The sequence below is a fragment of the Clostridium sp. CM041 genome (assembly GCF_055081035.1).
In genome coordinates this window covers 1,468,645-1,491,424 of the sequence record NZ_CM143648.1, presented here as the reverse complement: position 1 = coordinate 1,491,424, position 22,780 = coordinate 1,468,645, and the positions used below count along the sequence as shown (strand labels likewise).

15 protein-coding genes and 1 tRNA gene are annotated in these 22,780 nt (G+C 31.8%); 14 read left to right on the top strand and 2 right to left on the bottom strand.

Annotated features, from left to right (window positions below):
* Positions 1-255: 255 nt before the first annotated feature.
* From ACWJJT_RS06990 to ACWJJT_RS06950, 9 genes are all read left to right on the top strand, one after another.
* Positions 256-1,965, top strand: coding sequence for a peptide ABC transporter substrate-binding protein (locus tag ACWJJT_RS06990; RefSeq protein ID WP_462956483.1), 1,710 nt, complete (start codon positions 256-258; stop codon positions 1,963-1,965).
* A gap of 66 nt (positions 1,966-2,031) precedes the next feature.
* Positions 2,032-2,988 carry an ABC transporter permease gene (locus tag ACWJJT_RS06985; RefSeq protein ID WP_220286516.1) on the top strand — a complete coding sequence of 319 codons (957 nt, stop codon included), beginning with the start codon at positions 2,032-2,034 and terminating at the stop codon, positions 2,986-2,988.
* A 15-nt stretch (positions 2,989-3,003) separates the two neighbouring features.
* Positions 3,004-3,921, top strand: a complete 918-nt coding sequence (locus ACWJJT_RS06980) for an ABC transporter permease (RefSeq protein WP_462956482.1) — start codon at positions 3,004-3,006, stop codon at positions 3,919-3,921.
* A 13-nt stretch (positions 3,922-3,934) separates the two neighbouring features.
* Positions 3,935-4,960, top strand: a complete 1,026-nt coding sequence (locus ACWJJT_RS06975) for an ABC transporter ATP-binding protein (protein ID WP_216303129.1) — start codon at positions 3,935-3,937, stop codon at positions 4,958-4,960.
* A complete protein-coding gene (locus ACWJJT_RS06970) occupies positions 4,957-5,925 on the top strand; it encodes an ABC transporter ATP-binding protein (protein WP_216303128.1) in 969 nt (322 codons plus the stop codon). Before ACWJJT_RS06975 ends, ACWJJT_RS06970 begins: the two co-directional genes overlap by 4 nt.
* A gap of 45 nt (positions 5,926-5,970) precedes the next feature.
* Positions 5,971-6,321 (top strand): hypothetical protein, encoded by a 351-nt coding sequence (locus ACWJJT_RS06965; RefSeq protein WP_462956481.1) that lies wholly within the window; start codon positions 5,971-5,973, stop codon positions 6,319-6,321.
* Positions 6,322-6,532: 211 nt separating this feature from the next.
* Entirely contained in the window at positions 6,533-7,093 is a 561-nt protein-coding gene (locus ACWJJT_RS06960) for a nitroreductase family protein (protein WP_462956480.1), read from the top strand.
* Between the two features lie 250 nt (positions 7,094-7,343).
* Positions 7,344-7,420, top strand: a tRNA-Lys gene (locus ACWJJT_RS06955).
* Positions 7,421-7,527: 107 nt separating this feature from the next.
* Complete coding sequence (locus tag ACWJJT_RS06950; protein ID WP_462956479.1) at positions 7,528-9,750, top strand: SPFH domain-containing protein; 2,223 nt, start codon at positions 7,528-7,530, stop codon at positions 9,748-9,750.
* Between the two features lie 67 nt (positions 9,751-9,817).
* Here ACWJJT_RS06950 and ACWJJT_RS06945 read toward each other — a convergent pair whose 3' ends face one another.
* Together ACWJJT_RS06945 and ACWJJT_RS06940 are read right to left on the bottom strand one after the other, a co-directional pair.
* Entirely contained in the window at positions 9,818-10,396 is a 579-nt protein-coding gene (locus ACWJJT_RS06945; RefSeq protein ID WP_462956478.1) for an NUDIX hydrolase, read from the bottom strand.
* 45 nt (positions 10,397-10,441) lie between these two features.
* Positions 10,442-10,726 carry a hypothetical protein gene (locus ACWJJT_RS06940; RefSeq protein WP_462956477.1) on the bottom strand — a complete coding sequence of 95 codons (285 nt, stop codon included), beginning with the start codon at positions 10,724-10,726 and terminating at the stop codon, positions 10,442-10,444.
* A gap of 160 nt (positions 10,727-10,886) precedes the next feature.
* On the opposite strand from ACWJJT_RS06940, the gene ACWJJT_RS06935 reads away from it, so the two are divergent.
* The 5 genes from ACWJJT_RS06935 to ACWJJT_RS06915 all read left to right on the top strand — a co-directional run bounded on the left by ACWJJT_RS06935 (position 10,887) and on the right by ACWJJT_RS06915 (position 22,777).
* Entirely contained in the window at positions 10,887-11,831 is a 945-nt protein-coding gene (locus ACWJJT_RS06935) for a VgrG-related protein (protein ID WP_462956476.1), read from the top strand.
* Between the two features lie 177 nt (positions 11,832-12,008).
* The gene (locus tag ACWJJT_RS06930; RefSeq protein ID WP_462956475.1) at positions 12,009-14,021 is read left to right on the top strand and encodes a methyl-accepting chemotaxis protein; all 2,013 of its coding nucleotides are present in this window, start codon (positions 12,009-12,011) and stop codon (positions 14,019-14,021) included.
* Between the two features lie 628 nt (positions 14,022-14,649).
* Entirely contained in the window at positions 14,650-16,125 is a 1,476-nt protein-coding gene (locus ACWJJT_RS06925) for a Na+/H+ antiporter NhaC family protein (protein ID WP_462956474.1), read from the top strand.
* Between the two features lie 212 nt (positions 16,126-16,337).
* On the top strand, positions 16,338-19,382 hold the full coding sequence (locus tag ACWJJT_RS06920) for an insulinase family protein (RefSeq protein ID WP_462956473.1): 3,045 nt from the start codon (positions 16,338-16,340) through the stop codon (positions 19,380-19,382).
* A 143-nt stretch (positions 19,383-19,525) separates the two neighbouring features.
* Positions 19,526-22,777, top strand: a complete 3,252-nt coding sequence (locus ACWJJT_RS06915; RefSeq protein ID WP_462956472.1) for a DEAD/DEAH box helicase — start codon at positions 19,526-19,528, stop codon at positions 22,775-22,777.
* Positions 22,778-22,780: the final 3 nt, after the last annotated feature.

The window sequence follows — 22,780 nt, the reverse complement described above, 5'->3', positions numbered from 1 at the left end:
ATTAATCTATTAAATACAATTATATCATACATTTATTTTTTTAGTGTGATGGGTAATTTTAAATATTTAAATATATTGCAAATTACCAAATTATAGATTAATATAATATAAAATACATACATATACTATTAATGTCAACAATAAAGATTTATTGGATAAAACAAGAATTAAAACACCAAAATGTTAAGGATATATTCCCTTATACTTAGTATAAGGTCTATATAGAAATTATTAATATTTAGGGGGGATTATTTAGTGAAAACAAAAAGGATACTTAGTTTGCTGCTGACATCAACAATGATGTTAACGGTTGCAACGGGCCTAGTGGGATGCAAAAAAGACAAAGCAACAGTTTCAACGAATACTAGTACTAAAAAAGATGATGATCAACATTTAAAGGTACCCTTAGTTGAACCTTTGACCTTAGATTCCAATGAAGCATCGGATGGATTCTCTTTCACAGTAATAAATGAAATACAAGAAGGTTTAACAAGAATAAAGGTTGTAGATGGGAAAGACAAAATTGAACCAGGAGGAGCTGAAAGCTGGGAAACATCTAAGGATGGATTAACTTGGACCTTTCACTTAAGAGATTATAAATGGAGCGATGGTGTGCCAGTTACAGCTCAGCAATATGTGGATTCATTCCAAAGATTGTTGAAAAAGGATAATGCCTTTTCATATGCATACTATGCCTATGAAATAAAAGGTGCTGAAGATTTCAATAATGGTACTGGAAAGTCTGAAGATGTTGGGGTAGTAGCAAAAGATGATAAGACATTAGCTATAAATTTAGTTAGACCTACACCATATTTTGAAAAGAAATTATCATTTGTTAATTTTGGGCCAATAAGACTTGATGTTATAAAAAAAGGTGGGGAGAAATGGAAAACAGACAGTTCAAAACAAGTTTATTGTGGGCCTTATAAAATAAAGGAATGGGTAAAGAATAACAGCATGACCTTTGAAAAGAATCCTAGCTATTGGGACGCGGAAAACGTATTCATTAAAACTGTAGATATGAATGCCATTCCAGAATTCTCAACTCAAGCTCAATTATTTGAGAGTTCACAACTAGATGTTACTGGATGTAGTCAAGAGTATGTTAAGAAGTGGCAAGACGAAGCAAAGGCAGGAAAATTTCAATATAATGAAGGGGAGGATCCAACTACCGGGTATTTAGCCTTCAACAATGATGGTGGACCAAGTGGATTAATGTCAAATAAAAAGATAAGACTTGCAATGTCATTAGCATTTGATAGAGAAGACTATGTAAAAACACTTCTGAGTAGATACTCTCCAGCTTATGGGTGGATTCCAAAGTCATTACAATCAGGTAAAGATGTATATAGAGAGCAAGTTAAAGAACCATTAAAAGATTTAGCAACTGAGTATGTAAACAAGCCTGAAAAACTTCAAGCATTATTTAAAGAAGGACTTAAAGAGCTTGGAAAGGATACAGATTTAAGCAAGATAAAACTTAAATATATTGCTATGGGAGATACCTCAGCTAAAAAACAAACTAATGAATGGTGGCAGCAACAATTTAAAACGAATTTAGGAATAGAATTATCTGTAGAAGTATTTGGAACTACTCCGCTTTTACAGCAAGCTAGAAAAGATAGAAAATGGGATGCTTGCTACGGTGGATGGGGAGCAGATTTCGATGATCCAATAAGTTTTTTCGAAATGTTTTCTAGTAAAGGTGACAATAATATAATTAAGTATAATAATCCAGAATATAATAAGAAAATTAAAGAGCTTGAAACTGAGATAAACCCTGCAAATAGATTAAAAAAATACCAAAAACTTGAAGAAATGTTAGTTAAGGATGATGTTGCTTTAGCTCCAATTTATTATCAAGATACAAGGAGATTCTCACAAAATTATGTTAAAGATTTCATGAGCCCTCATTTTGGAGGTATGTATGAATGGAGATGGGCATACACTTCTGGTAGAAAATAGTAATCATAATAATATGCACAGGAGCTCATTGTGAGCCCTGTGCGTTATAAAAAAGGAGAGAGTTTCATGATTCATTATACTATTAGAAGATTTGGGGAAATGTTACTCACGCTTTTTATAATAGCAACAGCTACATTCTTTTTATTGCAAGCGGTGCCTGGTGATCCACTAATTTCAAAAGTTGAAAAATTACCAACAAATATAAAAGAACAAATTTATATAAAATACGGATATGATAAACCGGTTGGTGAAAGATATGTTAAGTGTATTACGGGTATGTTAAGAGGCGACTTTGGTGAATCCATAGTTTATCCTGGACAAACTATGGGAAGTATAATAAAAGACAAGCTACCAGCATCTGCAAGGCTTGGAATACAACAAATGGTACTGGGAATGGTTATTGGAATTATGCTGGGGATTCTTGCAGCTATGAAAAGAGGTACATGGGTTGACTACACCGTAATAACCAGTGCTGTTTTTCTTATTTCTATACCATCCTTTGTATTTGCATTACTACTTCAAAAATGGTTTGCAGGAGATCTTGGGTGGTTTCCAGTAATAGGATGGCCTAAAGGTAAAGATTTGTGGCTGGGTGGATGGGAGTATACAGTTCTACCTACATTAGCAGGATGTTTTGGCTATATTGCACATTATTCAAGACTTTTAAAAACTTCTATGCTTGATGTTATTAATCAAGATTATGTATTAACTGCAAAATCTAAAGGATTATCAACTAAAAGATTAATATCTAAGCATATAATGAGAAACTCAATGATACCAATAGTTACATTTCTTCCTATGACTATTGTAATGTGTATAACGGGATCATTTTTTATTGAAAGAGTATTTTCTATTCCGGGACTGGGGCTTTATTATATAGGAGCAGTTCAAGGACTAGATCTTCCGATAATTATGGGACAAACAATATTAACTACGGCTATGTATATATTGTGTATATTTATGTCTGATATATTGTATACAGTTGTTGATCCAAGAATAAGACTTACAGGTGGTAAAAAATAAAGGGGGGAGTTATCAATGACAAAATTTAAAAAAGAAGAGTTTGAATTAATTGATTGTGAACAGCAAAATGCTGATATGATAACAAGACCCAATATAACATACTGGCAGGATGCTTGGAGAAGACTTAAAAAAAATCCTATTGCAATGATATCGTTAGTGATATTAATAGTATTAATATTAATGGTTATTTTTGGTCCGTATATAAATGGAAAGGATTTCAAGACGGTTAATGGAAGCAAAAAAAATATATCACCCTGTAGTGAATATTGGTTTGGAACTGATGCATTAGGAAGAGATTTATTCGCAAGAATTTGGTATGGTGGTAGAGTATCCATTGCAATAGGGTTGATTGCAACAGGCATACAAATAATTGTTGGATGCTTATACGGCGGTGTAATGGCTTACTTTGGCGGATGGATAGATGAGGTTATGATGAGAATTATAGAGGTATTAACTAGTATCCCATCATTACTTTTAACAATACTAATAATGGTAGTTTTAGGTAATAGTATTACAACTTTAATTATTGCATTGACCATTACATCATGGTGTGGTACATCAAGAATGATAAGAGGGCAGTTGATGCAACTTAGGGAAAATGAATATATACTTGCAGCTGAGGCATTAGGCGCTTCGCCGGTAAGAGTTATAATAAAACATTTAATTCCAAATACAATAGGAGTATTGATATTAACTATTGCAACTAGCATACCGGGATATATATTTGCAGAAGCAGGACTAAGCTTTTTAGGACTCGGACTTCAGGCTCCAAATACAAGCTGGGGTGTACTTATATCCTATGGACAAAGTGCAATGGCTTTTTATCCATATCAATTATTTTTGCCAACATTTGCAATTTGTTTAACGGTGTTAGTATTTAATTTGTTTGGTGATGGCTTAAGAGATGCACTTGATCCAAAACTTCGTCAATAGTAGGAGGAAAGCTATGGAAAAGCTAATAGAAGTTAAAAATTTAAAAGTATCATATAATACTTATGCCGGTGAAGTACAAGCGGTAAGAGGAATGTCCTTTGACATAGATAAAGGAGAATGTATAGCAATAGTTGGAGAATCAGGATGTGGTAAAACTGTTACTTCTAAGGCAATAATGGGATTAATACAATCACCACAAGGAGTTGTTAAAGAAGGTAGTGAAATTATATATAAAGGTGAAAATATATTAAAATTTACTGAGAAGCAGTGGCAAGATTTTAGGGGTGAGCAATGTAGTATGATTTTTCAAGATGCTTTAACAGCCTTAAATCCAACTATGAAAGTTGGCAACCAAATCGCAGAAAATTTAATAATTCACAGAGGAATGAATAAGAGTGAGGCTTTAAAAGAGGCTTTAAAAATGTTAGAACTTGTTGGAATTCCGAATGCAGATAGAAGACTTAATCAATATCCACATGAATTTTCAGGTGGTATGAGGCAAAGAGTTATGATTGCTATAGCCCTTGCATGTAATCCAAGCATGATAATAGCTGACGAGCCAACCACAGCATTAGACGTTACAATACAAGCACAGATTATAGATATAATTAAAAGTCTTCAACAAAAGCTAGGAACATCGGTTATACTAATTACTCATGACCTTGGAGTGGTTGCTGACCTAGCTAACAGGATATTTGTTATGTACGCTGGCAAGGTAGTTGAAGGAGGGAATTCTGAGGAAATATTCTACAACCCTAAGCATCCTTATACTTGGGCATTACTTAAAGCAGTGCCAAGATTAGATCTTGAAAATAAGGAAAGATTAGTAGCTATTAAAGGCACACCACCTGACATGGTTTGTCCTCCAAAGGGCTGTGGATTTGCACAAAGATGTATATATTGTATGAAGATATGTTTAACAAAGGAACCTCCTACATACAAATTTGGAGGAGAACATAGGGCATCTTGTTGGCTTCATCATGAAATGGCTCCAAAGTTAAATCTACCTTTTGAAGTTGGTGGGGGTGAGTTACAATGACAGAAAACAAAAAAGATGTAGTATTAGAAGTTAAGAATTTAAAGAAATATTTTGATGTAGGAAAAAATGCAGTTTTAAAAGCAGTTGATGATGTGAGTTTTGTAATAAGAGAAGGTGAAACTTTAGGCCTTGTTGGGGAATCTGGCTGCGGGAAGACTACTTGTGGTAGAACTTGTATAGGAATGTACAATAAAACTTCCGGTAGTGTCCTATATAAGGGAAGGGATGTTCATAAAATACAGGGGGTTGAAAAGAAAGCATTTTACAAAGAAGTACAAACAATTTTTCAAGATCCATATGCATCATTAGATCCAAGAATGACAGTTGGAGACATAATAGCTGAGGGAATTGATATCCATAAGATTGCGGCTAATGGTAAAGATAGAACAGATAGAATTCAGAATCTTTTACAACTAGTTGGGCTTAATAAAGAACATAGTAATAGATTTGTTCATGAGTTCTCAGGTGGACAAAGACAAAGAATAGGGATAGCAAGAGCATTAGCTGTTGAACCTAAATTTATAATGTGCGATGAACCTATATCAGCCCTTGATGTTTCCATACAGGCGCAGGTTGTAAATCTTCTTATTAAACTTCAGAGAGAAATGGGACTTACTTATTTATTTATTGCCCATGATCTTTCAATGGTTAAACATATGTCTGACAGAGTAGCTGTTATGTATCTAGGTGTTATAGCTGAAATTACAGAGAGTGGAGAGCTTTATAAAAATCCTCTTCATCCATATACTAAAGCTCTTTTATCAGCAATTCCAATTCCTGACCCAAGACTTGAAAGAACAAGGGAAAAGATAATGCTTAAAGGTGAGGTTCCAAGCCCAATAAATCCTCCAATTGGATGTAGATTTAAGACAAGATGTAGCTATGCTACTTCCTTATGTAGTGAGCAAACACCACTTCTTAAAGAAGTAGCTCCAAATCATTTTGTAGCTTGCCATTTATATTAAAATGATTTGTTATTTTAATATAAATGTATAGGGGAGGATAACCATATGGACAAAATTTTAATTTTTATTAAGGATATTATTAAATCAATAATATTGGGATTAATAATATCTCTAATATTAATATTAATATCTATATTAGGAGCTATTTTAGTAAAACACGGTGGAACTAAAGTCACACTAGAAATTGTACGTAGTACATTATTCATTGTAGGAGGCCTTGGCTTAATTGTTTATTCTGGCTTTATATTAAAGAGAAACGCAAGAAGATCGCTTAGAAATGATAAGCAGTGGAAAGAAAGATTTCAGGTTATAAACTTTGTTAATGTATTACTTATTGTAAATATCATGATTCTGGTTTCTGGAATTGTGATTGATAATATAAGATATTATCTGTAGGGTTAGCTTAAATATAATGATGGTATTCTTTTAGTGACTATATGTTGTAAAAGTGCGTACTTACATTAAACTAATATAGTAGTATTATTATAACTAATGACAATAAAAATAAATGTTTGTTTTATGTAGGGCAAATAGGGCATTATACTGTTATTAAAAGGCTTTACAATGCGGTGTATTCAAAAAAAATAAGTAAACGGAGGATTTTAAAATGAATGAAACTTTAAAAAACATAAGAAATAGAAGAAGCACAAGGGCGTTTTTACCAGAACAAGTTAATGGAGCACATGTGACAGATATAATAGATGCAGGTATTTATGCACCGAGTGCTAATAATACGCAGCCATGGCATTTTACGATAATACAAAGAAAAGATATTATAGACAGATTAAGTGATGCTTTTAAAGAAATTGCAAAAAAATCAGATAATGAATATATTAGAAGATTTGGTGAGAATGAAAAATTTCATGTGTTTTACAATGCACCAACTGTAGTATTAGTTTCAGGAGACAAAAGTATACAGTCTGCCCCAGTTGATTGCGCAGTGGCAGTAGAAAATATGCTTATAGCAGCAGAAGCCTTAGAAATTGGTTCTTGTTGGATTGGTCTTATTGCACATCTATTAAATAGCGAAGAAGGTGCAGAGTTTGTTAAGGAGCTTGAAATACCAGAAGGATTTAGACAAATACATGCATTTTGCCTTGGATATAAAAAAATTGAGATAACTAATGCGCCAGTAAGAAAAGAAAATACAGTAAATTATATAAAATAATGATATAAGGCACCTTCAAAAAATTCATCAGACTAAATTAATTCTGATGAATTTTTGCATAGGAAACAGGAAATCACATGATTATAAGTAAAAATTATAAATTTTAGTGTTAATATAGATAATATAGTAGGGGATATATAGGATTTACTATTCTTATAAAACTAATAAATAACTAGTTATCTATTAGTTTTATAAAATAAGTCTTTACAAATGCGTAAAAACAATATATAATAAAGATGTTGTCGGACATGCTTCATTAGCTCAGCTGGTTAGAGTACCTGACTCTTAATCAGGGTGTCCAGGGTTCGATTCCCTGATGGAGCACCATAAAGAAACATCAAGATCTTGTGATCTTGATGTTTCTTTTTATATAGACTAATTTTGAAATATTAACATATAATACAATAAAATATAAATTATACAAGGGGGAAATTATGGGTTCATACACAGTGTTAATTACAGTAGGTATAATTGTAGTATCATTAATTTTAATTGCTTATGGCATAGGATTTACAAGCATAGGAACAGATGAGGTAGGGATTGTCGAGAAGTGGTGGAGTTTAAGCGGCTCAGTGCCGGCCGATAGTCTTATAGCACTAAAGGGAGAAGCGGGTTATCAACCAGAAGTACTAAGGGCTGGTGTTCATTTTAAAACGCCTTTCAAGTATAAGGTTAAGAAGGTAAGGCTCGTAACTATACCACAAGGTCAAATAGCTTATGTATTTTCAAGGTCAGGGGAAAGTTTAGGGGATGGTCAAACTTTAGGTAAGGTTATACCACAAAGTAAGTCATTTCAAGATGTTGTGGCATTTTTGAATAATGGTGGACAAAAAGGTCCACAGAGACATATTCTTCGTGAGGGTACTTATGCATTTAACTTGGCACAATTTATTATAATCACGAAAGACAAGGTACACTCTATATTTACGTCAAAAGATGAGACGGCACAAATAGAAACAATGCGAAGTGACTTAGCTAGAGAAGGTGGGTTTAATCCTGTAATTATATCAAGTTCAAAAACTACGGAGCAATACACTCAGCAGAATGATGGTAGTGAAATGGAAGCCTCATATAATAAAGGAAGGAATAAGGACGGTAACCTGGATACTATAGGTATTGTAACTATCAATGAGGGGCCTACACCGGACAATGGAGCAATTATAGCACCTATTGTTGGTGAGAGTATAAATAATGAGTTCTATCACAATAACTTCCAAGAGCCAGAAAAGTTTTTAGCTGCAGATGGCAGAAAAGGTAAGCAGATGCAAGTACTTACGGATGGAGTTTACTTCATTAATAGAATGTTTGCAAGTGTTGATATAGTGCCTAAAAGTATAATAGATATTGGTTATGTAGGAGTTGTGGTAAGTTATTTTGGTGATAAAGGTGAAGATGTTTCAGGTACAGGTTATTCTCATGGAGAACTTGTAGAGCAAGGTAAAAAAGGCATTTGGAGAGATTCCATGATGCCAGGAAAGTATGCATTTAATACTTATGCAGGTAAAGTTGTACCAGTTCCTACTACTAATGTAATATTAAAATGGATTACTGGTCAAAGTGGAGTGCACAAGTTAGATGATAATTTAAAAGAGATTAGTTTAATAACTAAGGATGCCTTCGAGCCTAATCTACCACTAACCGTAGTATTTAACATCGATTATAGAAAAGCATCATCAGTTATACAAAGGTTTGGGGATATTAAAATGCTTATTGAACAATCGCTTGACCCAATGATAGCTGGTTACTTCAAGAATATTGGGCAAACTAAGACTCTTATACAATTAGTTCAAGATAGAAGTGAAATCCAGAAGCAGGCATCAGATGAAATGAAAGAGAAGTTTAAACTATATGATTTAGAGCTACAGGAAGTATTAATTGGAACACCGGCGGCTTCTGCTAGTGATACAAGAATTGAAAAAATTCTTGCACAGCTAAGAGATAGACAAGTAGCTATGGAAGAGATTAAGACCAATGAAGCTAAACAAAAATCTGCTGAAAAGCAAAGAGAATTAAATGAAGCTCAGGCAAAAGCAACAGCACAGTCAGCTCTTACACAATCAAGTATTGACATAGAGGTAGCGGATAATAAGGGTAAATCTGAATTGAGATTGGCAGAACAGTTAGCACTAAAAACGCAGAAACTTTCCGAAGCGGACAAATATAAGAGAACTCAAGAAGCTGATGCTGAAAGATATACTAGAGAAGCCCAAGCAGCGGCACAAGCCAAAACTATTGAATTAACTGCGGGTGCTAATGCTAAACAAGTGGAACTTGCGGCAAGAGCAGAATCATTCAAACTTGAAACGGTAGGTAAGGCAACAGCACTAAATATTAAGGCAGTTGCAGATGCAACTGCTGAGCAAGAAACAAAGGTGGGTATCGCAAAGGGGGCAGCGGCGAGGGCTTTAGTTGAGGCATATGGCGGCCCAGATTTACAAGTTAGGCAAAGCGTTATGATAGCATTTGCAGAGGCGTTAAAAATAAGTAAATCTCCACTAGTACCACAAACCGTAATAATGGGTGGAGCTGATGGGAATACACCTAATGCAATGGAAGGTATAATGAGTATGGTGCTTGCAAATATGGCAAGTGATAAAAGTGTAGTGATGCCTAAAGGTATAGATAATGTAAATGCTAAAGAAGTAATAAAACAATAAAGAAACTAATGTAAAAAAAACATCAGAATAAATTAATTTATTCTGATGGTTTTTTATTTAACAATATCTAACCTATAAAGTTTTGTATTGCAAGAAAAGCCTTAATATCTATCTTCTCATTAGAACTGATTAAAATATTTGCTTCTTCCTTGGATAATAACATAACTTCAATATCTTCATCTGGTTCTAAATAATCTTTTGATATTTCGCCTGAGCAAGTACAATACACTAAGGCAGCAGACTCGTCCGTCATACCTGTAGATATATACGCCTTAGATTTGGTCTTATCATAATCAATTTGAATCAAATCAAGGCCGGTTTCTTCTTTTAGTTCGCGGCTTACAGTAGTTTTAAAATCCTCTCCACAATCGATAAGTCCAGCTGGGATTTCATAAACATAATTATTAAGAGGAACCCTAAATTGCTTTATAACCACTAATTTATTTTGAGCTACATGAGTAGCTACAATTATAACAGCGTCTATATTGTCCTCTGCGCCATTAAAATAGTTATTTTTTAATGTAGCTAAATCTTTTCTAGAAGCTATGGACCAATTTCTAGGTTCTCCACTTTTATTGGTATACTCTGCATTATAAAGTTTTAAATACTTTGTATCTGCTAGTGTTGTAATGTTTTTTATACTCATTATTTCATCTCCAGTAATACTTCATTTTATGCTATCTATATTAGGTTACTCAAAATCCTCTGATTTTAAATTATTCACATAATCTAAAACGATATCTAGTGATTTAGAGGAGTACATTGCATCTACTCCGCCTTTATGATAATAAACGGAAAAGCGATCATTTTTGAAATAGAAAATGTGATAGCTTCTGCTACCTACCTGTCTATGCCCTAAACAGCTTTCGTCATCTATAATAAGCTCATTCAATATTCTATTTCCTACATTGACATCATTTATGACAGCTAAACTCAAATAACGAGGCTCAAAAGTAAATTCTTTTATTGTGTTCATTTTAATTCCTCCTCAATTAATATATATAAATTAATAGTAGCACTTTGAATGAATAAAAACAAATAAAGGAAGTATAATAATTTAATTATAATGATAAAGTATTTTTAAAAGTGTACGATAATAGTGTATATAAAAAATTTATACAAAATGGGTGATATTGATGGCATTATCTACAGATATGATTAATAATACATTGTTAAAGCAATATATGTCTAAAATTAAAAATGATAATATGACTTCTGATAAAAGCGATAATGATGTTGAACATGAAAAAGAAATGCAGGAATCAGCTTTTCAAACAATGCTTATCCAAATGATGGATAGCTCAGGTAATTCAATGATGGCAGAGCTTATGGCTACTGCTTTAGCAAAGCAAGATTTTTTTAGTTTAAATGATTCATTAGGTGACATAAGTAATTTTAGTTCCAATATGAGAGATGCGACACAAGCATTATCAAATGATTCCAGCGAAGATACATGTAATAAATTCACAGGACTCGGGTCTACATCTGCTAAATATGAATCTAATGTTAATCCAGGAACAATAAGTAATAATTCAGGAGATTATGGTGGGAAGTCCTATGGTGCATGGCAATTTTCATCAAAAACAGGTTCTTTGGATTCCTTTATCAATTCACTTAGTGCAAAAGATAAGGAGTTTTATTTAAAGCTATCAGAGGCAAAAGCTAAAGATGGTAATAATTTTGGTGAAAATTTTGATGCTGCATGGGCTAGTATTGCCCTAAATAATAAAGGAAAATTTTTGAAACTTCAACAAGAATGTATAAAACAAAATTATTATGATACGGCGGCACAAGATTTAAAATCAAAATATGGGTTTGATATAAGTACAAAAAGTAATGCTTTAAAGGAAAGTTTATTGTCTACAACGGTTCAACATGGTGTGGGAGGAACTTTATCTGTGTTCTCTAAAATTAATTTAAATAATAGTGATTGCAATATCATAAATGATTTGTATAATGAACGTCAAAAAGTTAACGTTTACTTTAGAGATAGTTCACAGGCGATAAAAAAAAGTGTATACAATAGATTTACGAAGGAAAAGCAAGATATGATTGATATGTTAAATGGAGAATCTGTTTAACGACATTTCAAAAGGAAAGTATCACGATTCTATAAGTGGTGCCCATACTGTAACAAAGACAAAATTTTAGTGTAAGTATAAAGTCTTGTATGAAGTCGTTAACATTACATCGCGGCAGGTGATGAACGGCTTCGAAGAAGATAATTTAATTAGCAATAAAGAGGGGGGACTTGAAGAGTGAAAAGTATAAAAACTAGGATTACAACATTTATATGTTTAATAGTGATAGGGGTACTATGTTTTTCTACATTTGCAACATATTTAATTTCTAATAAATTAATATTAAAGGAAGCAACAAGTAACTTAAGAGTAACTAGTGAGAATTATTCAAGCATAATTAACGGATGGTTAGCGCTTCAAGGGAATTTGTTGGAAGATACTGCAGGTGCTATAGAATTTAATAGTAATTACAACAACAAACAAATAGTAGATTATTTAAAAAATAGACAGGCGGTAAATTTAGAAAATAGTATAGATGTATATGTAGGATATACAAATAAAGTAATATTATCTGCTAGTGAATGGGTGTCTACAGAAGGATATGATTGTACACAAACAGATTGGTACAAGTCAGCGACAGACAGTGACAAAGCAATTTATACAAAACCATATGTTGATAAAGACTCAAATAAGATGGTTGTAACTATAGCTAAAAGCATAAAGAAAGATGGGAAAGTTGTAGGAGTAGCTGCATCAGATATAAGTGTAGCATATATTACAGATATAGTTGGAAAAGCAAAACCTATTGATAATAGTTATGCTTTTCTCTTAGATAATGAAAATAATATTATTGTTCATCGCAATAAGGATTTTCAAGCAACTAAGGAAGAAATTAAAAATTTAGCGACAATTATGAACGGAAGTCTTAATAAAATTGTTGTTAATAAAAAAGACAAAATTACTGAAGTTAATAATTTAAAGGATTATGATGGAAAAAATAAATATTTTGCTATTACTGATATTCCAACAGCTAAATGGAAAATAGGGGTAGCCGTTCCGGTTAGTGATATTAGAAAACCATTAAGACTGTTAATAATCTCTTTTGGAGTTGTAATTTTAATTTCAGTAATAGTATCATTTGGACTAGCATATATAATAGGCAAAAAGCTGTCTGAGCCTATATTGAATATTTCAGAAATCGTTAAAAAGACTACAAAACTTGATTTAATCTATGATGAGAAAAATGAAAGTATGATAAAACAAAAGGATGAAATAGGAGTTATGACAAAATCTGTTGTTGAGCTCAGAAATTCTCTAAGGCAAATAAGCTTAGCAATTAAAGAGAGTTCAGGAGAAGTTATTGAATCTTCTAATAATTTATCAGAGGCAACAAATGAAAGCGCTCAAACTATAAATGAAATTTCACAAACGATAGATAATTTAGCCGAGGGGGCTTCTACGCAGGCTAGAAATTCCATGATTGCAACTGAAAAGCTTGCAAGTTTTGCATTGGAAATTGATAATGCTGTAGTCAGTGCTAATTTAGTTAAAGAATACTTTAATAAAACAGATGATATAAATAGTAAGGGCATAAAATCTATGGAATTACTTTCACGCAAGTTTAAGGAAAGTGATGAAGCCATAGGGGAACTGGAAACTAATATAAATCTTCTCTCCAATAAATCAAGCTTTATTGGACAAATTATAAATACTATACAAGCTATAGCAAAACAGACTAACTTACTTGCACTAAATGCTGCTATAGAGGCTGCAAGAGCGGGTGAAAGTGGAAAAGGATTTGCGGTAGTAGCCGATGAAGTTAGAAAATTAGCTGAACAGACGGCTAATTCAACTAATGAAATAAGTAGTTTAGTGGAAGAAATTCAAAAAGAAATAAGTGGAACTAAAACTAATATGGATAATGCATCAGATATAAACATTGAAGCCAATAAGGCTATGGAGGTAGCAGAAAATGCATTTACCTATATTAAGTCTTCCATTAAGGATACAGTATTACAAATAGATGAGCTAAGTAATAATATTAAAACGGTAAATGAAAATAAAAATATAGTTTTAGAGGCTGTACATGATATTTCTATTGTATCAGAATCAGCAGCTGCAGCCACACAGCAGGTTAGTGCAAGTGTTCAAGAGCAAGTTACAGGGATGGAAAATGTAGCACAAGCATCAGAAAAATTAAAAGGTGTTTCAGAAATACTTGATTTAATAGTAGGAGAATTTAAGTTGTAGAATGGTAAATGATAAAAAAATAAACACTATCAATATTTATTGATAGTGTTTATTTTTTTATCAACAGAGAAGCTACAATTAATAGCTAAATATTCAATTTAAATAATTCGATTGATTTATATTAAATATTATTATATACTGGTTGTAGTGGAGATAAAAAAAATGTAAATAAATCGTATATGATGAAATAATATATACTTTTATGCTTGTTTTTGTGATAATATTAAATGAATCAAGTTAAAGCTTATATTTAGATTATTTATTTTTTATAACTTACAATGTAATCGTTATACATTTATTTTTTATAACTTACAATGTAATCGTTATACATATAATAAAAGAAAACTTTCAAGGAAATATGGAAGTTTAAAATGACACACTAATGTGTATGATTAAAAATCACATAAGAAAAAATTAACTCTTTATCAAAATTTGAGACATAATTTTTGTTTTGAACTTTTGTTGAAGTTTTAAAAAATATCGAAAGGGGGAGCTACTCTCAAATTATTCAACAGTAATTATTAACGTACGAAAATTTAATTTATAATTGTATATATATTAAAAAAACTGCGTAAATGAATTTATTAGTGAATATATTTGACCATATTTTGAGTAGCATATATGTTTAATGAATTTATTAAAACTATCACCAGTATTTTTAATGGCGGGATTGATGATGTCCAAAATGGATGCATTAATTGCAGCTCCAATTTCAGTAATTTATGCAGCTATAATAGCGGCAATAACTTGTAAGTTCAAATTTAATGATATTGTTGATTCTGCTGTGGAGAACGTAAAAGAAATGCAATTAGTTTTTTTTATACTAATGCTAGCATATGCACTAGCAGAAGCGTTTATGTCAACAGGTGTTGGAGCTGCGATAATTAATTTAGCACTTACGCTTGGAATAACGGGTAGAACAGTAGCGCTTACAGGCCTTTCAGTAACAGCTGTTCTGTCAATTGCAACAGGATCTTCATGGGGAACATTTGCAGCTTGTGCTCCAATTTTCCTATGGCTAAATCATATAACAGGTGGAAATATAATGCTTACTACAGCTGCTATTGCAGGTGGAGCTTGCTTTGGAGATAATATAGGACTTATTTCAGATACAACTGTTGTAAGTTCGGGTATTCAAAGTGTTGATGTCACTGATAGAATAAAGCATCAAGGTGTATGGGCTCTTATAACGTTAGTAATAACGGCAGGTATTTTCTACTTTGTAAGTGTGGCAATGAACCTTCCAACTATAGTTGGAAGTTCATCCCAGGCAATAGATCAAATCCCAGAAAGTGTGTGGAAATCCCTTGAAGCAGCTAAACCATCAGCAGTAATATTATTAAATCAAGTTAAAACCGGAGTTCCGGTTTACATGATTATTCCACTATTGGTAGTACTTGTAGTTGCGGTAAAGGGAATGCCAACACTTGCTTGTTTAGGACTTGGAATAATAACATCGTTAATCCTTGGATTAACAGCTGGAACAATAACAGACATACCTCAATTTTTAGAATTAATGAAAAAAGGATTCGCAGATGCGGGTTCATGGGTTATAGTAATGATGATGTGGATTGGAGCTTTTGCTGGTATAATGGGTAAAATAAATGCATTTGCACCATTGTCAAGATTGGTTTCGAAAATGTCATGCAACGTAAAACAACTTATGTTTTGGAACGGTATGCTTTCAATTCTTGGGAATGCAGCATTAGCAGATGAAATGGCTCAAATCGTAACAGTTGGACCAATAATTAAAAATCTTCTTGAAGACAACGTGGAAGGTAGTGAAGAAGACCTATATACGCTACGGCTTAGAAATGCTACCTTTGGAAGTTCTCTTGGAGTATTTGGATCTCAGCTTATTCCATGGCACGTATATATCGGATTTTATGTAGGGATAGCCTCTGCAGTTTATCCATTATACAAATTTGCTCCAATTGATATAATAAAATATAACTTTATGGCTATGGTAGCAGTAATTTCATTATTAGTTCTTACAATAACAGGTTGGGATAGATTTATACCCCATTTCAAATTGCCAAAGGAACCTGATGTCAGATTAAAGAAAAATGTAGAAGAGGAAGTAAAAGAAGAACTTTCTGCATAAAAGTAAATAAACATATCTTTATAAAAAGCTCACTGAAAAGTGAGCTTCTTTTTTATTGTAAAATTTTAATCTTATAGTTATTTTTTGATTATTTCTAAGTTAAATTTAGGATATACAATAATTGATGCATTGAATATTGTAAATAAAACATACTACTTATAACATAAAAAATTATAATATTATTATAATTTTTATAGTTAAGGGGGAATCAAATGAAGAGGTTTACGAAAATAACTTCTATATTGGTAGCAATTGGATTATTATTTAATAGCTTCAGTAATGTCGCACTAGGTGCGCAAACGAAGCAGGTACAATTAAATAATTCATTGTCAGTAGGAAAAAGTATATCAGGCTTTAAGTTAGAATCTAAAAAATGGCTTCCCGATGTACACTCAACTGCCATGATATTTAAGCATATTAAAAGTGGGGCCAAACTGATTTATTTACAGAATGAGGATGAAAATAAAGTATTTTCAATAAGTTTCCGTACTCCAGTGAATGATAATACTGGTGTTAACCACATTATTGAGCATTCAGTTTTATGCGGGTCAAAGAAGTATCCTGTTAAAGACCCGTTTTTAATTATGACTAAGCAATCACTAAGTACATTTATAAATGCGTTTACAGGACCAGATTTTACAATGTATCCGGTAGCAAGTAAGAATGAAAAGGATTTTGATAATTTGATGAGTGTATACATGGATGCAGTGTTTTATCCAAATATATCTAAAAATCCTAAAATACTTAAACAAGAAGGGTGGCATTACGAGGTTAATAGTAAGACAGGAGAGTTACATTATAATGGAATAGTATACAATGAAATGAAAGGGAATAACTCTTCTCCAGAGGTAATATTATCTAATACTATTAATCAATCGCTTTTTAATGAAAATTCATACAGTTTTGAATCGGGAGGTAAGCCAGATAATATTCCTGACCTAACCTACGACAAATTTATCGAAACATATAAAAAATATTATGTTCCATCAAATAGCTCTATATATTTATATGGAAAATTGGATATTGAACATACATTGAAATTTATGAATGATAATTATCTGAGTAAACTTAAAAAAACAACAGTGGATAGTAAAATTAAATTACAGAAACCTTATGAAAATGAAAAAAAAGTTGAAAAAACAGCTTTATATCCTGTGGCTAAAGGTGTAGGTACAGCAGATATGACCTACTTATCATCTAATTATATGATCGACAAGGTAACAGATGTAGAAAATATTTTAGGTTTTCAAATATTGCAAGAGATTCTTTTGAATACTAAAACTTCACCTCTAAGGAAATCATTATTAAATAATGGGATTGGAGGGGATGTCTATGCAAGTTTTAACCCCTCAACTAAGCAACCAACTTTCAGTATAATTGCTACCAATGCAAATGAATCAGAGAAATATAAATTTAAAAGTCTTGTTGATGATTCCCTAAAACAAGTGGTAAAAGAGGGGTTTGATAAAGAATTAGTAAATTCAGTATTCAGTGCTGTAGAACTAAGTTTGCGTACTCAAAATTCGGATGCTAACAGAGGTATGAATTATATGTCTTCAGCTTTAAATTGCTGGAATTATGATGTGAGTCCTACAGAATATCTAGAGATTACCCCAGCACTTAATAAAATAAAATCTAAAATATCCGATGGGTATTTTGAAAAGTTAGTACAAAAATATTTATTAGATAATAAAAATAATTCATTAGTTGTTTTAAAACCTTCTAGTGGATTAAATGAAATAAAAGAAGAAATGGTAAAAAAGAAGCTTTCAGAGTATAAAAAATCACTATCGCAAATTGAATTAGCTACAATTAAAAAAGACGCAGAAGAATTAAAAAAATGGCAGGGAACATCAGATTCAAAAGAAAAATTATCGAAAATACCAACACTTACTCTTAAGGATTTAAATTTAAAATCGGAAGAAATTCCAACAATAGAAAAACTAGAAGGAGGTATAAAAGTATTAAGTCATCCTATGTTCACTGATGGAATTACTTATTCTAATTTATATTTTGACAGTTCAAAGGTTCCTCAAAATAAAGTATTATATTTGAAATTACTTGCCAGTGTTTTAGGAAATGTTAGTACTGAAAAATATAATATTATGCAACTTTCAAATAAAATGATGAAGTATACCGGGGGAATTGCCTTTAATTCAACATCATTTAAAAATAATACTGATAGTAATAAATACTCTCCTAAAATGAGTGTTTCAGTAAATTCTATTAATAATGCATTACCAAATTCTTTGGAACTATTAGATGAAATAATGAATCATAGTAAGTTTGATGATAAGGAACGGATGAAAGATTTAATTAAAAAAATAAGAGTAAATTATGAATCTATGTTTGTTAATGAAGGTAACCGAATTGCAATAAAACGTGCATTGTCCTATTTATCATATAGTGGTAAGTATACTGATTTGGATTATTTGCCTTACTATGATTTTATTTGTGATTTGGATGATAACTTTGATGTGAAATTTGAAGAAACGGTAAAAAATTTAAATGATGTTAAAGATATTGTATTTAACAAAGAGGATTTGGTTGTAAGTTACACTGGAGATGAAAAAAATTATGATGAATTTGTTATTAGTCTTAATAAATTAGGAGAAAGAATTAAGGATAAAAAATTTCCTAAGCAGAAATATGAGTTTGATTTTTCGAAAAAGAATGAGGCTTTTGTAATTCCATCTCAAGTTCAATATGTGGTTAAGGCTGGTTGTTTTAAAAAAGCAGGGTACAATTATAATGGACATATGAAGGTTCTTGAAAATATTTTAAATAGTGATTATTTATGGCAGGAAGTTAGAGTGAAAGGCGGTGCATACGGTGGGGCTATGAGTTTTACAAAGGACGAGGTATTGTTCTATTCTTACCGCGATCCAAATTTAAAGGAGACATTAAATACATTTGATGATGCTGTAAAATTTTTAAAAAACTTTAAAGCAAGTGAAAAGGATATGACTAATTATATAATAGGAACGATAGGAAGTATGGATTCTTTAGCAGGGCCATCTTCTAAAGGTCTAATGGGGGACAATATGTATTTTACAGGAACTACTCAAGCTGATATTCAAAAGCTACGTAATGAAGTGTTAGCGACTACCGCGGGTGATATAAGAAACTTCGCGGATCTGTTGGATACTATAAAAAAACAGAAATTACACTGCGTTGTCGGTAGTGAAACTAAAGTAAATCAAAATAAAGATTTATTCGATAGGATTATAGTACCTATTAAGAAGGCTAAACATTAATATTTCAGCTCCGCAGGAGATGATTAAATATGCTTTAAATTGCAGTATACATTTAGAAAAGAACATAAAGCGCAAGTTTTATGTTCTTTCTGTGTTTATGGTATAATTAAAAGATTATAAAACTTAAGAACTAGGGAGAAAATATGTTGAAAGAAGATATGATATTACAAATATTTAATGAAGGAACCAGTGGTAAAAATCATGCCAGTGGGCAAAGGGTCCTTAATAATGATTTGGTTTCTTCTATAAATATTACAAATGAAGATAAATTAATATGTATAGATGGAAATGTGATTTCAGAGAAACTTTTTAATGAATATCACACGAAAATTGAGATGGATGCAGTTCGGAGAAGTATTTTTACTACATTCTGTAGCTGTTCTAATTTTGAAAGCAATGAGTTTAAAAAAGAAAATTATTGTTGCAAACATTTAGTAGCAACATTTTATAAAGCATTAGAGGATTTATCAAGTCACCCACTTTTAAGGGAAGATGATGTTATGAATCCAAGTACATTTAAAAATAGTAGTAATGTACTATCTATGCTTTTGGGCGATGAAAGACATAAAGAAGAAATTAAAATAGAGGTGTACATAAATAAAAATCAGTGGACTAGCGACCTTACAGCTGAGTTTAAAATAGGGTTAAGTTCTATGAGTGCAAGTAATCTTTATGTTTTAAAGGATATCAATCACTTTTTATTAGGGTATTATAATAATATTCCTATAAACTATAGCAAAAATTTCACTTTTAATATGGAAAATCAAAAAATGTCTACAAAGGATAAAAGAATTATTGATTTTATTGAAATGTTAAAGACAATCGAGGGAACTCGGAGGCACGTTAACAGACGTGAAGACCGGTATGTAGATGGAAAAAACATAAATATTCCTAAATATCTAACCAGGGAATTTTTCGAAATTATAATTAAGCATAGAGTCTATTTAAATGATGGCTTTTTTTATAGACCTGTGGATACAGAAATTTTATATGAGGCTCCACCCCTAGATTTTGATTTGAAAATAATAAAGGATAATTATGTGCTCAAATCTTCAAGTGGAATGCCAGCATCTTTAGGATCTAATAATGATGTTTTTTTGTATGGTACCAATATATATCTTCCAGATTATGAGTTTTGTTATAAGATAAGTCCGTACCTTCAAGTTTTTAATGAGGCAAAGGTCGTAACTATGACAAACCTCGAGGAGGAAAACATATTAAGGCGGCTAATTCCAGATCTTAATTTATTGTCACCGAATGTTGTCTTATCTAAGACTATAAAAGATAAAATAGTAATGTGTAAAAGTCAGTTTAATTTCTACTTTAATCAGGAGGGGAAAGATATTACTCTAACATTAAAGGTGAAGTATGGAAATTTTGAGTTTAATATCTTTGAGGATTGCGCAGAAAAAATAATATATAGGGATTCTAAAAAGGAAGCCCAAGTTACTTCGGTTTTAAAAGTCTTAGGTTTTCAGGAAATAAAAAATAAGTTTTATTTTTCAAAGGGAGAGGACTATATATTCAAATTTTTTAAAAGTGATATTGCGAGACTTCAAGAAATAGGGGAAGTATATTACTCCGAAAACTTTAAAGGTATAAAATCATTAGGTGCTAAGGGTATTAGTGGAGATATTAAAAGCGGAAAGTATAATTATTTTGAAATGGATTTCAAAATAGGGGATATTGAGCCACGAGAAACTACAAATATACTAAGAGCTTTTAGAAATAATCTTAAGTATTATAAGCTGAAAAATGGTGAGTATCTCGATTTGGAGGAATTAGAGCTTAATAAATTCTTAAAGCTTTTGGATGTGATTACATCATCTGATAGTTACAATAATCATATTGAAATATCTAATAGTAAAGGCATTTTCCTAGATGGTTATTTAAAGGAAAATAACATTAGATATATAAAAGGAAAAAAAGAATTAAAAGAAGTAAGAGATAAGATTAAGGACATTGAGAAATTGAATTTTAAAGAACCAGTTGGTTTCAAGGGGAAATTAAGAGAGTATCAAAAAATCGGATATAATTGGTTTAAAACCTTAGATTATTTAGGGTTTGGTGGAATTTTAGGAGACGAAATGGGTCTTGGTAAAACCATTCAAGCTATTACTTTTATATTAGCGAGTAAGGGGAGTAAGACTTTAATTGTAGCGCCTACATCCCTAATATATAACTGGATAAGTGAACTTGAAAAGTTTGCACCTAGGTTAAAGGTTGCTGCGGTTAATGGGTTAAAGGATGCGAGAGAAGAAATAATAAATAGTATAGCAAATTATGATGTGATTATAACTACCTATAATCTATTAAAGAGGGACTTGGAAAGCTACAAACCATTAGAGTTTGATTGTTGCATACTAGATGAAGCTCAGAACATTAAAAATCCAAACTCTCAAAATGCAATAGCTGTGAAGGAGATAGGGGCGAAGACAAGATTTGCACTATCAGGCACGCCGATAGAAAATTCTCTTATGGATTTGTGGTCTATATTTGATTTCATAATGCCAGGATACCTATATGATCAAAAGAGATTTAGTGTGAGATATCATAAAAAGCTTAAGGAAAGTCCGGAGGTGTTAGAAGATTTAAATAGGCTTATAAAACCTTTTATTTTAAGGCGTCGAAAAAAAGATGTTTTAAAGGAATTACCTGATAAAATAGAAAAAACGCTTTTGGTAAATTTAGAGCAGGAACAAAAGAAGGTTTATAAAACCTATGCAAACCATGCAATGGAACTTATTGAAAAGAAGGTAAAAAATGATGAGTTTAAAAATAGTAAAATAGAGATACTTTCGTATATTACAAAGTTAAGACAAATATGTTTAGATCCCACAGTACTCATGAATGATTATAGTGGTGGTAGCGCAAAAATAGAAGCTTTAGTGGAACAACTTCATAAGAGTATAGATGAGGGACATAGAGTAATTGTTTTCTCCCAATTTACTTCTGTTCTTAAGAATATACAAAAAAGACTTATAGTGGAGGCAATATCTTTTAGTTACTTAGATGGAGCGGTGCCTTCAGAGAAGAGAATGAATTTGGTAAAAGATTTCAATGATGGCGAAAACTCTGTGTTTTTAATAAGCTTAAAGGCTGGAGGCACAGGACTAAATTTAACTTCAGCAGATGTAGTAATTCACTTTGATCCTTGGTGGAATCCAGCAGTAGAAGAGCAGGCCACAGACAGAGCCCATAGAATAGGGCAAAAGAATGTGGTGAGTGTTATAAAAATTATAGCTAAGGGCACCATTGAGGAAAAAATTCTGTCACTCCAAGAAGAGAAGAAAAAGCTTATATCAGAGCTTATGGGGGATGAACTATCCGGCGGCAAAGGCTTTGCAGCAATGAGCGAGGAAGATATATTTGGATTATTTGAAATGAAGGAATAAAAC